The sequence below is a fragment of the Streptomyces sp. NBC_00237 genome, assembly GCF_026342435.1.
In the GTDB taxonomy this organism is placed as follows: domain Bacteria; phylum Actinomycetota; class Actinomycetes; order Streptomycetales; family Streptomycetaceae; genus Streptomyces.
The window spans coordinates 1,257,490-1,272,840 of record NZ_JAPEMT010000002.1 but is presented as its reverse complement, the minus strand read 5'-3'; the positions used below and the strand labels follow the sequence as shown (position 1 = coordinate 1,272,840).

At 73.2% G+C, this 15,351-nt stretch carries 11 protein-coding genes; 10 read left to right on the top strand and 1 reads right to left on the bottom strand.

Annotated features, from left to right (window positions below):
- The first annotated feature begins 1 nt into the window (after position 1).
- From OG897_RS19705 to OG897_RS19665, 9 genes are all read left to right on the top strand, one after another.
- Positions 2-370: a hypothetical protein gene (locus OG897_RS19705; protein WP_266658510.1), complete on the top strand. Its 369-nt coding sequence runs from the start codon at positions 2-4 to the stop codon at positions 368-370.
- Positions 371-442: 72 nt separating this feature from the next.
- Complete coding sequence (locus tag OG897_RS19700) at positions 443-1,387, top strand: ABC transporter ATP-binding protein (protein WP_266658509.1); 945 nt, start codon at positions 443-445, stop codon at positions 1,385-1,387.
- Positions 1,378-2,295, top strand: a complete 918-nt coding sequence (locus tag OG897_RS19695) for an ABC transporter permease (protein ID WP_266658508.1) — start codon at positions 1,378-1,380, stop codon at positions 2,293-2,295. The genes OG897_RS19700 and OG897_RS19695 overlap by 10 nt, the downstream gene beginning before the upstream one ends.
- Before the next feature lie 62 nt (positions 2,296-2,357).
- On the top strand, positions 2,358-3,584 hold the full coding sequence (locus tag OG897_RS19690) for a cytochrome P450 (protein WP_266658507.1): 1,227 nt from the start codon (positions 2,358-2,360) through the stop codon (positions 3,582-3,584).
- Complete coding sequence (locus tag OG897_RS19685) at positions 3,577-4,839, top strand: FAD-dependent oxidoreductase (RefSeq protein ID WP_266658506.1); 1,263 nt, start codon at positions 3,577-3,579, stop codon at positions 4,837-4,839. The genes OG897_RS19690 and OG897_RS19685 overlap by 8 nt, the downstream gene beginning before the upstream one ends.
- Positions 4,836-5,885 (top strand): Rieske 2Fe-2S domain-containing protein, encoded by a 1,050-nt coding sequence (locus tag OG897_RS19680; protein WP_266658505.1) that lies wholly within the window; start codon positions 4,836-4,838, stop codon positions 5,883-5,885. The genes OG897_RS19685 and OG897_RS19680 overlap by 4 nt, the downstream gene beginning before the upstream one ends.
- Positions 5,882-6,730, top strand: a complete 849-nt coding sequence (locus OG897_RS19675) for an alpha/beta fold hydrolase (RefSeq protein WP_266658504.1) — start codon at positions 5,882-5,884, stop codon at positions 6,728-6,730. The genes OG897_RS19680 and OG897_RS19675 overlap by 4 nt, the downstream gene beginning before the upstream one ends.
- Before the next feature lie 121 nt (positions 6,731-6,851).
- Positions 6,852-7,820: a hypothetical protein gene (locus OG897_RS19670; RefSeq protein ID WP_266658503.1), complete on the top strand. Its 969-nt coding sequence runs from the start codon at positions 6,852-6,854 to the stop codon at positions 7,818-7,820.
- A 670-nt stretch (positions 7,821-8,490) separates the two neighbouring features.
- Positions 8,491-9,909 (top strand): NAD(P)/FAD-dependent oxidoreductase, encoded by a 1,419-nt coding sequence (locus tag OG897_RS19665; RefSeq protein WP_266658502.1) that lies wholly within the window; start codon positions 8,491-8,493, stop codon positions 9,907-9,909.
- A gap of 91 nt (positions 9,910-10,000) precedes the next feature.
- Here the strand turns inward: OG897_RS19665 and OG897_RS19660 are convergent, their stop codons facing one another.
- The gene (locus tag OG897_RS19660; RefSeq protein ID WP_266658501.1) at positions 10,001-12,619 is read right to left on the bottom strand and encodes an AAA family ATPase; all 2,619 of its coding nucleotides are present in this window, start codon (positions 12,617-12,619) and stop codon (positions 10,001-10,003) included.
- Positions 12,620-12,980: 361 nt separating this feature from the next.
- Here OG897_RS19660 and OG897_RS19655 point away from each other — a divergent pair, with 361 nt between their 5' ends.
- Complete coding sequence (locus OG897_RS19655; RefSeq protein ID WP_266658500.1) at positions 12,981-15,233, top strand: TOMM precursor leader peptide-binding protein; 2,253 nt, start codon at positions 12,981-12,983, stop codon at positions 15,231-15,233.
- Positions 15,234-15,351 lie beyond the last annotated feature (118 nt).

The following is a 15,351-nucleotide window of genomic DNA, read 5'->3' as shown; positions in this document are numbered from 1 at the left end:
CATGTCTCTGGACCCCCAGCAGCGGGCGGAATTCGTCAACGCCTACACCCGTGTGCTCATCAGCTCCTGGTCCGACGAGGCGTTCGCCGCCCGGCTCCAGTCCGACCCGAAGGCCGCGCTGGCCGAGGCCGGTCTCGAGGTCCCCGAGGGCAGCGAGATCGTCATCGTCACCCAGGCTCCCGAGGGTCACCAGGAGGGCAACCTCGACGTCCAGGTCGCCCTGTGGGAGACCGGTCTGGCCACCCGGCGCTACGAGTTCCACATCCCCGAGACACCCACCGTCGACGCCGCCGAGCTGAGCGAGGGCGACCTCTCGGACGTCGCCGCAGGCTGCAACTACTGCTGCTGCCCCTGCTGCTGCTGCACCTGATCGGCAGCTCGGCACTCAGGGGCCCAGGGCGGGCCCCGACCGCACCACATTCCCCCTTCGCTGGAGTGATCCATGCCCACTGCGCAGGAAGCGCATCCGGTTTCCGTCCGCGGTCTCGCCAAGCGTTACGGCGACACCTACGCGGTCCGCGATCTCAGCCTCGACATTCATCGGGGTGAGGTATTCGCGCTGCTCGGGCCCAACGGCGCGGGCAAGACCACGACCGTCGACATACTGACGGGCGTCAGACGGCGCACCGGCGGAGAAGTGCGGGTCCTCGGCCGTGATCCGGCCGAGGACCCGCGGGAATGGCGCGCGAGAATCGGCGTGGTGCCCCAATCCACGGGCGCCTACGTGGATCTGAACGTCCGGGAGGTCGTCGCGCACTTCGCGGCGATGTACCCGAATCCGCTGCCGGTGGGGCAGGTGCTCGACATGGTCGGGCTGGGCCGGCGCCACTCCACCCCCGCCCTGTCGCTCTCCGGTGGGCAGCAGCGCAGACTCGACGTGGCCGTCGGCGTGATCGGCGACCCCGAACTGATCTTCCTGGACGAGCCCACCACCGGACTCGACCCGGTGGCCAGGCGCGAAGCCTGGGAGCTGGTGCGCTGGTTCGCCGACCGGGGCCGCACCACCGTCCTGACCACGCACTACCTCGACGAGGCCGAGGAACTCGCCCAGCGGGCCGGGGTCATCGTCGGCGGACGGCTCGTCGCCTGCGGCAGGCCCGCGGAACTCGGCGGGCGGGACACCACCCCGGCGAGCGTCACCTTCCGCCGCTGCGACCGCCTGGCGGGCCGGGCACTGCCCGACAGGCTGCCCGCCGGTACGGGGACGGCGGAGGCGGGCGGCGTCATCACGCTGCGAACGTCCGTACCCATGGCGGTACTTGACGTTCTGCTGCCCTGGGCGCACGAGGCAGGGGTGGCCGAACTCACCGAACTGAGGGTGCACAGGCCCACCCTCGAAGAGATCTACCTCGACCTCATCGCGCGGGAGGCAGCCCCATGTCCCTGACCGGAACCGACAGGCCGCGCGAGGCCGCGGGCGCACCCGATCGCGCATCCGGCGGTACGTCCGACGGCGTTCCCGGGAGCGAGGCACCGCCGCAGGCCGGAAAGGGCCCGGTGCCCGGACTGCTGCGGGCGAGCGCCGCCCGCTCCTCGGTGGAGCTCAAGGCGTTCTTCCGCAACAAGCAGTCGCTGGTCTTCACCCTGCTCTTCCCGGTGATCCTGCTCGTGGTGTTCGGCTCGATCTTCTCCGGGAAGGTCGAGGGCACCGACACCGACTTCTGCCAGGTGTTCATGGCAGGGGTGGTCGCGGCGGGCGTCATGAGCACCGCGTTCTCCGGGCTCGCCATCAGCGTCGCCATCGAGCGCGACAACGGCACCGTACGGCGGCTCGCGCTCACCCCCATGCCCAAGGCCGCCTACTTCCTGGGCAAGTTGGCGCGCGTCGTGGTAACCACCGTGCTGGAGACCCTCCTGCTCATCGGGATCGCGGTGCTGGCCTTCGGCCTGCCGCTGCCGTCCACGCCGGGCCGCTGGCTCACCCTCGCCTGGTGCATCACGCTGGGCACTGCGGCATGCGCGCTGGCCGGGGTCGCGTACAGCGCGGTGATCCCCAACAGCCGGTCGGCGTCCGCGATCGTGACGCCGGTCTTCATGGTGCTCCAGTTCATCTCCGGGGTCTTCTTCCCCTTCCACCAGCTGCCGCTGTGGATGCAGAACACCGCTGCCCTGTTCCCGGTGAAGTGGATGGCGCAGGGCTTCCGCTCGGTGTTCCTGCCCGACTCCTTCACCGCCGTGGAGCCCGCCGGGTCATGGGAGTCGGGGCGCATCGCCCTGATCCTCGCCCTGTGGGCGGTCGGCGGGCTCGTCGCGACCGTACTCACCTTCGGCTGGCGCGGACCGCGCGTGCGCTGAATGCCCGTCAGAAAGTTCAGTGAGTGCTGAACGGCCCCCAGGAATAGGAGGGTTGGACTCCCGTGACCACCGCCGCCGTCCGGCTTCCCGCCGGTATCGCCCACCCGTTCGCCCCGGCCGGGCGCGTCGACCCGTACCCGGCGTACACCTGGCTGCGTACGCACGACCCCGTACACCGGGACCCGATGACCGGCATGTGGCTGGTCACCGGGTACGCCGACTGCACCGCCCTGCTGAAGGACCCGGCGTTCTCCGCCGCCGCCGGGCAGCGCGAGCGGGCCAGGGAGGACGACCTTCCGGTCTCGATGCTCACCTCGGACGGCACCGACCACGCCCGGCTGCGGGCCCCCGGCGTCCGGCTCGTCGGACCCGCCGCGACGGCGTCGATCGCCGAAGGGCTCGCCCACGACGCGGACGCCCTGCTGGAGCGGGCGGGCGAACACGGCGCACTCTCCGACGCGGTCGACCAGCTCGGAACCCCCCTCGCCACCGCCGTACTCGCCCGTCTCTTCGGGCTGCGCGAGGAACAGCGGGCCCCCTTCCAGCAGCTCGCCCGCGCGGTGTCCGTCAACCTCGACCCGCTCGCCCCGCCGCCGCTCGCCCGGCTCGGACGGGCCGCGATGGGGGAGCTGACCCGCTACCTCGACGCCCACGTGGACCAGGCGCTGCCCAGCCCGCTGCGGGACTTCGCGGCCGACGGGCGGCTCACCCGGCAGGAGATGCTCGGCGTGCTCGGACTGGCCGTCGTCGGCGGCTGGCAGCCCCTCGCCGAGTCCATCGGCAACGCCCTGTACTGGCTGCTGCCCCGCCCCGAGGCGCGCGCGGCACTCCGTACGGCGGACGGCGAAGCGGCCGGGACCGCCATGGACGAACTCCTCCGCCTCGAAGCCCCCATCCCCTTCACCGCCCGCGTCACCGTCCGCGACGCCGAGCTGCCCGGCGGCCGGATACCCGCGGGGGCGCGCGTGCTGGCCGTGCTCGCCGCGGCCAACCGCGACCCCGCCGTCTTCGCCGACCCCGACCGCCCGGTGTGGGACCGCAGCCCCAACCCGCACCTCGCCTTCGGCGGCGGCCCGCACTTCTGCCTCGCCGCCCGCCTGGTCCGGCAGTCGGGCGCGCTGCTGCTCTCGCGCCTCGTGCGGAAGTTCCCGGCGGCGGCCCTGACCGATGCCGAACCGCGCTGGGCCGCGACGCTGATTCCGCGACGGCTGACCTCGCTGGGCGTCGACCTGACGGGCGCACAGCGCCCTGCGTCGCGGCTTCCCGGGGCGGCGGCCGCACATGCCTGAGGTGATCGTCGTCGGCGCGGGCGTCGCCGGGCTGGCCTGCGCGGCCGACCTGGCACGGGCCGGTGTCGACGTACTCGTCCTGGAGGCCAGGGGCCGGATCGGCGGGCGCGTGCTCACCCACCGGCCCGCCGACGGCGGCCCGGCCGTCGAACTCGGCGCGCAGATCGTGCACGGCGACCGCAACCCGGTCCACGCCCTCCTCGGCCCCCTGCCGCCCGCTCCCCGGCCCTCGTCCGCCTCCGTGGTCCGGGGCCGGATCGCGCGCCCCATGGCGACGCTGGCCCGTGGCCCGCACGCGCCCTGGCTGCTCGAAGCGGGTCTCGTACGGTACGAGGGCGAGCCGTCCGGCGGCGTCACGGTCGCCGACTGGCTGACCCGCAGCGGAGCGGGCGACGCCGAACGGGCGACCGCCGAGGAGTGGCTGCGCCAGACGTGGGCCGCCGACCCGGCGCGGCTCGACGCGGCAGCCGTGGCCCTGGCGATGCGTCAGGACCCGGGCGGACACGGCGAGTTCACCGTTCCCGGCGGTCTCGACCGGATTCCCGCAGTGCTGGCGGAAGGGCTCACGGTGCGCACCGGTGCGCCCGTCCACCGCATCGAGGTCGACGTGCAGAAGGGCGAGGTGCGTCTCGCCGTCGGCGACGGCACGGCGACCGCCCGGCAGGTCGTCGTCGCCGTGCCACCGGTGGTGGTCGACCGGGGCCTCCTGGAGATCGAAGGGCTGGGCGCGGACCGGCGGGAGGCGGCGCGCACCCTGCGCCCCGGTGACGGCTTCGTGGCCGTCGTCACCCTGTCCGCGCCCGCGCCCGCGAGCGTCTCGGTGTTCGACGCCGACGGCGTGGGCGGCTTCCTGTCCTGTGTGCGGGGCCGCCCGGAGGTGCTGGTGGTCGCCAAGGGGGCGGCCGCACCGTACGTGCGAGCCGCCGTGGCGGGCGGACCGTCGGGCGGACCGTCGGGCGGACAACTGGCCGGGCTGCTCGCGGTGGCGCTGCCGTGGACCCGTACCGCCGACGTGGTCGCCGTGGAGAGTGCCGACTGGGGCGAAGACCCCTATGCGGGCGGGGCGTTCTGCGCTCTGGGACCCGGGGTGGCGGACGCCGCCCGGTGCTGGGCGCGGCCGACGGACGACGGGCGGCTGTTCTTCACCGGGGAGGCCGCCGTGGCCGGCCGGGCACTGCCCTGGATGCAAGGGGCGATCGCCGATGGGCGGCGAGCCGCCGACGACGTGACGGAGGCAAGGAAGCAGTGGCAGTGAACGTGCACTCGGGCTGGTACCTGGCAGCCTTCACCTCCGAACTCGCCGGTGACGTGAGCCCGTTGGACATCGGGACGCGGCGGCTGACCGCGGTGCGCGACGCCTCGGGCATCCGGGTCTTCGACGCCGACTGCCCGCACCGGGGCGCTCACCTCGGCCGTGGCGGACGCCTGGACGGCGGCTGCCTGGTCTGTCCCTTCCACGGGCGGCGGGTGCTGCTCGGCAGACCGGAGCGGGAGGGGGCGCGCGCCTGGGTGCGCGAGCACGAGGCCGTCGTCTGCGGCGAGGCCCTGTTCGTACGGCTCACCGACGGGCCCGAGGACGACCGGGGGATGCGCACCGTACTGAAGGAACTGGCGGGCAACCACTCGCTGGTGGCGGCCGTGCACCGGCCGGTCGCCGCACCCGCCGCGCTCATCGTCGAGAACGCCTTCGACACCGACCACTTCACCGCCCTGCACAAGGTCCACCGGGTGCGTGAGATGCGTCATCGGGAGGGGCAGGAGGGGGAGTTGGTGATGGACGGCGAGTTCCCGATGCCCGCCTCGCCGTGGCAGGGGCCGGGGAAGGCGCGGCCGGGCCGGGAGCCGTACGTGCCGCGCTTCTACGCGCGGGCCTTCAGCCCCGGAGTGGTGGTCACCGAGTTCGGCCCGCCGGACGCGGTGCACGTCATCGTCACGGCAGCCGTGCCGACCGCCGACGGCGAGTGCGTGGCACGCGTGGCCATCGGCGTACGGGAGGGACGCGAGCGCGAGCTGCCCATGCTGATCGCCGGGAGCGAGCGGGCGCTCGCCGAGGACATCGCGGTGTGGGAACACCTGGCGAACCGAGGGGAGTTCGGGCCGCAGGGCCCGGGTCCCGCCGACGCGGCGGTCGTCGCCTACCGGGAGTTCTGCGAGGGCTTCGCGGACCTGGGGCGTCCGGCCCCGACGGCGAGCGGTGACTTCGGCGGTCACGGCGGTGGCGGCGGTGACAGCGGTGGCGGCGGTGGCGGCGGCGACTGTGGCCCCGGCGGCCCGGCCGGTCCCTGTCTGGAGGAGCGATGAGCGGCGACCGGTTCCTGCTCCCGCTGCCCGGCGAACTCGCCCACACGCACGACGGGTTGCGCCTGCGCAGCCACGGCAGCGGCCCGACCGTCCTGTGGGTCCACGGCTACACCATGGACTCCACCCTCTGGCGTCCCCTGTGGGAACTGCTGCCCGGGTTCCGTCACGTCGGCGTGGACCTCCCCGGCCACGGCGGCTCCGCGCCCCTGGAGCCGGGGGTGACCCTGCCCGGACTCGCCGCGCGCATCACGGGGGTCGCCCGCGCCGAGGGCGCGACGCGCCTGGTCGGTCTCTCCTTCGGCTCGACCGTCGCCCTCCAGATGGCTCTGGACGCACCGGACGTGGCGGACCGGCTGGTCCTGGGCGCACCCACCCCCTCCGGCGGCCCGCCCGACCCGGCCGCCCGCAAGCGCTACATCGAATTGCTGATGCTGCGCCGGATGCGCGGAGCCGAGGCGGCCGGGGGACTGGCCGACCTGTGGATGTCCGCGCCGCCCGACATCTTCCGGGGCACCGAACGGCATCCGGCGCTGCGGGCCCGCATCAGGTCCGTCGTCGCCCGGCACTCCTGGGCCGAACTGGACAACGGGGCGATGGCCGCGCTGAGCGCCCCTGTCCACACGCCCGCCGACCTCGCCGGGATCAGGGCTGACACCCTGGCCCTGACGGGCAGTGCCGACATGCCGGTCTTCCACGCCAACGCGGCGACGCTCGCGGAGAACGTACCGCGCTGTGCGACCGCCGTCGTGCCCGACAGCGGGCACCTGCCGTTCCTGGAGCGGCCCGAGGAAGTGGCAACGGCCATATCCACCCAACTGGACCGCTCCGTATGGCACTTGGCGTAAAGAATGCACAAAGAATATATCGGGTGTCTGTCAAATACCTTTCTGGTGAAGAACGTTCGAGATCATGGGCACGCCTGTGACGTTAAGGTGAAGGCCGGCCGATTCGGGGGAGTTGCGGGCGATGCCGATATTCATGCTGGATTTCTTCGGGGTGCTGCTCCATGTGATGGGCTCGGTGGACCTGGCGGATCTGTCCTTTCTCTTCGGCCCCCATCTCCGTGAGGAGCTGGGCGTCATCGGTCAGGCCGAACTGTCCGTCCGCTTCGCGTCGGTCGAAGGGGCGGGCCAGGAGGTACGGGTCCACGACGGCGACGGCAGGCTGCTGAGGCGGCACGCCTTCGACGGGCTCGGCGGCGTCCCGCCGCTGCTGCCGCCGTTCGCCGTGCTCGGCGACCGGTTCGGAATCCTCCAGGCCGCCGTGCTGGTCAAGGGGGGCCTGGTGGTCGCCCTCGTCGGCGGAGTGGAGTCCCCGCGCAGTGCGCTCGCGCTCGCCCTGGGCGCACGCGGCTGGCGCATGGTCTCCGGGCAGCGCCTGGTCGTCGACCGCGTGACCGGCGAGACCCTGCCCTACCAGGTCCCGCTGGAACTGCGCGGCGCCGCCCTGGAGGCCGCCCACGCCTGCGGCCTGCGCGAACAGGACCTGCGCCCCGCCACGTCGCCACTGACCGGCCCCTACTTCCAGGTCCGCCCCGAGAACCTGCTGGAGACCGTCCCGGTCGACGCCCGGCTCGGCCCGGCGACCCTCGTCCGGCTCTGCACCGCCGGTGGGCACCGGCCGAGCCTGGAGGACTGGGGCCGGGCCCCGTCGGTGTGGCCCGCCGACGCCGCGGGACTGCTCGACGGCAACCCCCTGATGCGGCTGCTGCTGCCCCCCGCCGGGGGCTGCGAAGAGGCCGCCGACCTGCTCGACGCACGCCTGTGCCCGCCGCTCCCGAAGGGAACCGCACCATGCCCCGCAGACTGGCGTACGCCGAAGGAGCGGCCTGCTGGGTCGATCACGTCGGCGTCGATCCGACGGGAGCCAAGGACTTCTACGGTCCTCTCCTCGGCTGGGAGTTCCACGGTGAGGGAGGTCGTGGCTACCACCTGATCCTGCGCGGCGGCGAGATCGTCGGCGGTCTCGGGCCGAGCCCGATGGGCCCCGGCTACGGGTCCGCGTGGACGGTCTACCTGGCCGCGAAGGACCTCGCGCACACCCAGCGCCGCGCCGAGGAGCACGGGGCCCGCTTCACCGTCAGCGCCGTACCGGTCGGCGGGAACGGCCGGTTGAGCCTGGGCGTCGATCCCTGCGGTGCGCCCTTCGGGCTCTGGGAGGGGCACCACGACGAAGGGGTGGTGCTCGTCGACGAGCCGGGCGCCCTCGTCGACGCCGTGCTGCACAGTGCGCGGCCGCATGCCCACGTGGGCTTCTACCAGGACGTGTTCGGTACGGCGGTCGCGCGTGAGGTGCCCCCGCCCGACGGTGAGGCGCACGCCACCACGCGCTGGGTGCCGTGCTTCGGCGTCGCCGACCGTGCCGCCTTCGAGACGCGGGCGCGGGCGGCGGGCGCCGCAGTCCTCGCGCCGGGGCTGCTCAGCGACCCGTGGGGCTCGGTCTTCGGCGTACGCACCACCGCCGGGGCCCGCTCTTCGAGTACGTAATCCGCAGCCTGCGTATCGGTGGCTGTTCTCTCGGCTTCCCTTTCCGTGGAAGTGTTTCGACCGGACGAAAAGCCCGGGTGAAATGCCCGGACGGGACACCCGGAAGAAGAGGGAATGCCATGGGGCCGAAGGTAGTGGTGGTGGGTGGCGGACCGGCGGGGTCCATAGCCGCGGCATTGCTCGCCCGGCAGGGGGCACGCGTCAAAGTGCTGGAGCGTGCGCATTTCCCGCGCTATCACATCGGTGAATCCGTGGCGACGTCCTGCCGGTCCATCATCGAACTCGCAGGCGCCCTGGACAAGATTTCCGGGCGCGGCTACCAGGTGAAGGAAGGGCTGCTGCTGCGCTGGGGCGCGGAGCAGGACTGGGTGGTCGACTGGCCGGAGATCTTCGGCACCGGCGCGCAGACCTCCTGGCAGGTGGACCGCGCTGACTTCGACGACGTACTGCTGAAGCACGCCGCGTCGCAGGGGGCGGACGTGGTCGAGGGCGCCCACGTGCGCGAAGTGCTCTTCGAGGACGGGCGTGCGGTCGGCGTCGAGTGGACCCGGCAGGGCACCCGCCTCACCGAGCACGCCGACTACGTCATCGACGCCTCGGGCCGGGCCGGGATGCTCTCCGCCAGGCACTTCCAGGACCGCGTACCGCACGACGTGTTCCGCAACGTCGCCGTCTGGGGCTATTACCAGGGCGGATCGCTTCTTCCCCGTACTCCGCGCGGCGGCATCAACGTCATTTCCGCGCCCGAGGGCTGGTACTGGGTCATTCCGCTGAAGGGCGACGAATTCAGCGTCGGCTTCGTCACCCACCAGGACCATTTCCTGCGCCGCAAGCAGAAATACGCGGGCGCGGACGGCATGGAACGGCTCTTCCTGGACGCGGTGCAGGAATCCGAGACGGTGCGCGACCTGGTCGCGCCCGGTGTGTACCGCCCCGGAGTCCGCGTCGAACAGGACTTCTCCTACGCGGCGAAGAGCTTCTGCGGACCGGGCTACTTCCTGACCGGCGACTCCGCCTGCTTCCTCGACCCGCTCCTGTCGACCGGCGTCCACCTCGCCATGTACAGCGGGATGCTCGCCGCCGCGTCGATCCTCGGCGTGCACGAAGGGGACGTGGCGGAGGAGGAGGCCCGCGCCTTCTTCGAGTCGCTGTACCGCAACGCGTACGGCCGGATGTTCTCGATGGTCGCCGGGTTCTACGAGCAGTACCGGGGCAAGGCCACCTACTTCTGGCTCGCCCAGCGCCTCGCACGCGGGCGCTACCCGGAGTTGGTCGCCCGCCACGACACGCAGGCCCCGGTCCGCTCGGCCCCCGACAGCGCGGCCTTCGCGGCGATCACGTCCGGCGCCGCCGACCTGGACGACGCGGCCCGGGCGGGCGGCAGCCGCCCGATCAGCGGACAGGTGCTCGCCGCGCAGGTCGCCCAGCAGACGACGGAGGGCGAGAAGTACGACAACGCCACGGGCCTGTACCTGGTCACCGAGCCCCGGCTCGGAGTGCGCCGCACTCCGCTGCCGGTCGAGAACGCGTCCGCCTGATCCCCCTGCTGAGGGCGTACGCGGCGGAGGGCGGGCCCTGTCGACAGGGGTCCGCCCTCCGGATGTCCGGGGCCGCGCCGCAGGTCCGGGGCTACGCCGTGAGTTCCGTGCCCAGCGCCGCGATCAGCTCGTGCCTGCTGCGGATCTTCAACTTGCGGTAGATGCGGCCCAGGTGGGTGTCGACCGTGCGCTTGCTGAGGAAGAGGTTTTCGGCCACTTCCAGACTGGAGTGCCCGCGCACCACCAGCTCGACCACCCTCAGCTCCGCCGGGGTGAGCAGGGTCCGCCCGGGGGCCGGGCCGCCCGCCGACGGCCTTCCGGCCTCCTGCTGACCGGTGCCGGGGCCGACGCCGCTCATGATGGTCACCGCCGCCGCGTGCTCGCCCAGTGCGGCATACGACTGCGCGGCGTGCGCCCGCCACAGCAGACAGGCCGGGTTGGTGATGCCGCGCAGCGCGAGCCGGTGCCCGCAGTCGAGGAAGAAGCCGACCGCTTCGGCGTGGTCACCGCGCGCCGCCGCCACCACGCCCTGCGCCTGAAGCACCAGCGCCCGGACGAACGGGTGGTCGCCCGCCGCCGTCGGCTCGCGGCCCAGCAGGACCGCCGCCTCCCCGGCGCGCCCGAGACCGACCAGCGCCCGGGCCGTACAGGCGACCGCCGCCGCCGTGAGCGCGGCGGAGTTCAGGTCCCGGGCGCGGCGCACGGCCGCCCCGGCGTCGGCCAGCGCGGCGGCGAACTCACCCTGCCGGTACGCCGTTTCGGACCGTACGAGGAGTGCCAGCGGGGCCAGCGCGAAGTCGTCCGACGCCCGTGCGGTGTCCACCACGCGGTGCGCCAGGGCGCTGGCCCTGCCGAGGTCGCCGGCGGTGCCGGTCCACGCCAGAGCCAGCGCGGCACCGATCAGCGCGGCCGTCGAGGTGGCCGCGCGCGGGTCCGCGTCCGGCCGGACGGCGGCCTCGGCCCGGGCCGCGAGACGGCGTGCGGCACCGAGCCGCCCGGTGGCCGCCGCCGCTGCGGCGAGCGCCCCGGCGAAGGCACCGGCCGCCGGGTCGCCCGGCCGCCGGGCCGCCGCCCGTACGGCCTGCCGCAGCCGGGGGCGGTGCCCGGCCAGCAGCACCTGAGCCGTCAGCCGCAGCAACTGGCCGGGGTCGGCGGCGGGCAGCGCCGCCAGCTCGCCGCAGGCCCGGACGAAGGGCTGGGCCCCCTCGACCGAGGCGACCAGCGCGGGCGAGGCCAGCGCCGCCAGGGCCCCGGCCCGCCGGGCGGCGTCCGGTGCGGTGGCGGCGACGGCGGCGACCTGGCGGGCCGCCCCGTCGAGGTCGCAGTGCAGTTCGACGGCCGCGAGCCGGACCGTCAGCTCATGGAACGTTTCCGCAAGATCGGTCTCTGCGTCGGCCCGCCGGTCGCCCGCCTCCCCGTCGCCCGGCTTCCTGCCCGCTTCCCCGTCCGCCCGCCCCCCGCCCGCCGCCGCGTCGACCAGCGCCAGCGCCCGCCGCAGATACCGCGCCGCGTCCCGGTGGTCCCCGGCCGAGGCCGCCTGAGCGCCCGCGCTGCGCAGGACGTCGAGCCCCCAGTCGCTGCCCGCCTTGAGCAGGTGCTCGGCGGTCTGCCGGGCCGGAGCCCCGGCCCGGCACAGCACGGCGGCCGCCCGCCCGTGCAATTCCCGCCGCGTCCGCGCCGGTACGCGGGCCAGCACGGCGGGCCGTACGGCCGGGTGCACGAACGCGTCGGCCCCCGGCTCGGCCCGCACCAGCCCCGCCCGTACGAGAGCGTCCCTGGCCTGGAGCACATGCGCCTCGCCCCGGTCGGACAGCGCGCCGCACAGGGCCGCGTCCGTGCCCGGCCCGAGCACCGCCAGCTGGGTCAGCAGCTCACCGGCCGCCGGATCGTCCTCGTCGAGCCAGGTCAGCGTCGTCGCCGCCAGGGCCTGCGCGGCGATCGACAGCACCTGCTCCGGGTCGGGCGCCTGCGGCTGTACGTGCGCCCGCCGGAGCCGGGACACCAACTCCTGGAGCACCAGCGGATTCCCGTACGACACGGCATGGCACAGCGCGGCCAGATCCCGGTCCGCCGGAGCGTCGAAGGCCAGGTCGACCACGTCCGCCGTACAGGTCGCGCAGAGCGGTTCGGGCCACAGCCTGCGCAGATACGGCAACGAACCCAGTTCCTCCACGATCCCGGGCGCGGCGGCGGGCAGCGAGGCCACCACCAGGACCGGAAGGTCGTCGAGACGGCGGGCGATGTACGCGAACCAGCGCAGCGAGGCCGCGTCGGCGTGCACGAGGTCGTCCACGAGGAGCGCCAGCGGCCGGTCGGCGGCCAGCGAACGGGTGGTGTGCAGCAGGTCCTGGAGCGCCTCCTGGGTGGGCAGGTCCGCCGCCCCGGGGGAGGGGACCGGCCGCCGGGCCCCGCCCCGGCCGTCCGCGGACCGGTCGCCCCGGCGCACGGCACCGCCCAGCACCGGATCGAAGAGCTGGCGGACCATGCCGTACTCGAAACCCCGCTCGCTGGGGTGGCACCGGGCGCGCAGCACCAGGGCGTCGCCGGGCAGCATGCCGGGCACGGCCCGCAGCAGGGTCGACCTGCCGGTGCCGCGGGCGCCGTGGACCAGGGCGACGGTGGGACGGCCTGCGGCGAGTTCGGTCATGGATTCACGCAACTGCGCGGTATCGCGTTCACGGTGGTGCAGTTCCCCGTTCGGTTCATGCATTGCGCCAATGTTGCAGCCGTGTGGGGGGAGATCAAGGCCGAAAATGATCCTGGTGGATTTTATGGGGCCCATCCTGGGCAGGGGTCAGCGGTGGAGCCGCTGCGAATGAAATGGGAATTCCATATTCCGCTTCATGTCGGTCCGTTCCGCCCCGGGGTCCGGTCCCGTCCGGTCCGCCCCGATCCTCCTCCGATACGTACGTGACCAGCGCGCGAGCCTACGTATCGGCCGCCGCCCGTACGTATCCGGTGAAGCATTTACCCCCCGACTTCCCCATGTTTGAGTTGCCGCCGAGATACCGCTGAGGTGCCGCTGACAACGCGGTACCGGCGAACCGCGGGCCGTAGAACTGGGGGAGTCGATGGAAAAGCCGCGTCTCAAGGCGCATTTCCACGTCGAGGTGACGGAAGGGGAGCGCGTCTTTCTTTATGCGGAGGGCCAGGATTTCCTGGTACCCGGAAAGGCGGCCGCGGCCGTCGTGCCGTATCTCGACGGCCGCCGTACGGTCCTGGAGATCGTCCAGGAACTCGCGGGCACGCTCCCCATTCCCTCGGTCTTCGCCGCGATCACCCGCTTCGGGGCCGCCGGTCACCTCGCGGACGGCCGCCCGGACCTCCCCGAGGAGACCCTCGCCTACTGGGACGCCCTCGGCATCGACCCGGCGCGCACCCTGGGCACCGCGCCCGTCACCGTCAGCGCGGCCGAGGGCGTCGACCCGGGACCGGTGCTCGACGCGCTGCGCGGGCTCGGCCTGACCGCCCGTACCGGAGACATCGACACCGTCCCGGACGAGGGGCTGTCCGTCGTCCTCGTCGACGACTATCTCGACCCGGTACTGGAGCAGCGCAACGCCGCCCAACTCGCGGCGGGTAAGAACTGGTTGCTGGCCCGGCTCAGCGGACTCGCCCCGTGGATCGGCCCTTTCCTCACCCCGGACCACACAGGATGCTGGTCCTGTCTGGCTCAACGCCTCACCGGGAACCGGCAGTTGGAGCGCTACCTCGCCGGGAAGCGCGGCGAGACCGTGCCCCGCCACCCGGCCCGCTCGCGCCTCTCGTCGGGCGTGCTGGCCGCCGCCGGAATCCTCGCCACCGAAGCCGCGATGATCGCCGCCACCGGCGAACCCGCCACGCTCTGCGGCCAGATGGTCACCCTGGAACTGCCCACCCTGCGCACCGAGACCCATGCGGTCGTGCGCCAGCCGCAGTGCCCTGCCTGCGGCGACCCGAGGCTGGTCAGCGAGCGCAGCCCGAAGATCGTGCTGTCGACGCAGGAGGCGCGGCACACCGGCGACGGCGGCTACCGGGTCGACCGCCCCGAGGACACCCTCGCCCGCCTCGACAAGCACATCAGCCCGCACTTCGGCGCCATCACCCGGCTCGTCTCGCACACCCCCGAGTCCAACACCCTGACCTACAGCTACTCGGCCGGGCACAACTTCGCCATGGTCAACGACAGCATGGACCTGCTGCGCCGCAACCTGCGCGGCCAGAGCGGCGGCAAGGGCCGCAGCGAGATCCAGGCCAAGGTCAGCGCCGTCTGCGAGGCCATCGAGCGCTACTCGGGCGTGTGGCGCGGCGACGAGGCCGTACGCCGGGCCGCGTACGCGGAACTGGACCCCGCCGTCGCCGTCCACCCGCGCAGCCTGCTGCACTTCTCCGAGGCCCAGCTCGCGGGCCGCGAGACCTGGAACCAGGACCCCGCCAACCGGCTGCACAAGGTGCCCGACCCCTTCGACGAGAGCGCCCCCGTCGACTGGGCGCGCGGCTGGTCCCTCACCCACGACGAGGAACGGCTCGTCCCGGCCGCGTACGCCTGGTACGGCCACCCCGACCTCGACGAGCACTTCTTCTGCATCTCCGACTCCAACGGCAGCGCGGCGGGCAACACCCTCGAAGAGGCGATCCTCCAGGGCCTGTGCGAGCTGACCGAGCGCGACGCCGTCGCCCTGTGGTGGTACAACCGGCTGCGCCGCCCGGCCTTCGACATGGACTCCCTCGACGACCCGTACGTCGATCAACTCCGGTCGTACTACGACGCGATGGACCGCGACCTCTGGATGATCGACATCAGCTTCGACCTGGGCATGCCGGTGTACGTCGCCGCTTCCCGGCGGCGGCACGACGTCGAGGACATCATGGTCGGCTTCGGGGCGCACCCCGACCCCCGGATCGCCGCCTTCCGGGCGCTCACCGAGCTGAACCAGTTCCTCCCGATGATCGAGGCGCGCGACGAGAACGGCGACACCGCCTACCTGGTCGACGACCTGGAGACCCTGACCTGGCTCAAGAACGCCACGGTGGACCAGGAGCCGTGGCTGCTGCCGGACCCGGAGCAGCCCGCGACCGAGGTCGGCCCGCAGGCTGGATTCGACCTCTCGGCGCGCATCCGCGACCAGGTGGACCGCATCCGGGAGGCGGGGTCCGAGGTGATCGTCCTCGACCAGACCCGGCCCGACCTGGAGCTGAACGTCGTCAAGGTCATCGCCCCCGGTCTGCGGCACTTCTGGCGGCGGCTGGGCGACGGGCGGCTGTACGAGGCTCCCGTACGGCTCGGGCTGCTCGAACAGGCCACCCCGGAAGCAGACTTGAACAGCTGGAACGTCTTCTTCTGATCGTCCGCGTACGTCCTCCGTACGTCGTCCGATCGTCCGCACGTCGTCCGATCGTCCGCGGATGTCGTCGCGTCGCACGGGCGGGTCACGGCACTGCCGTGACCCGCCTCCTCTCAGG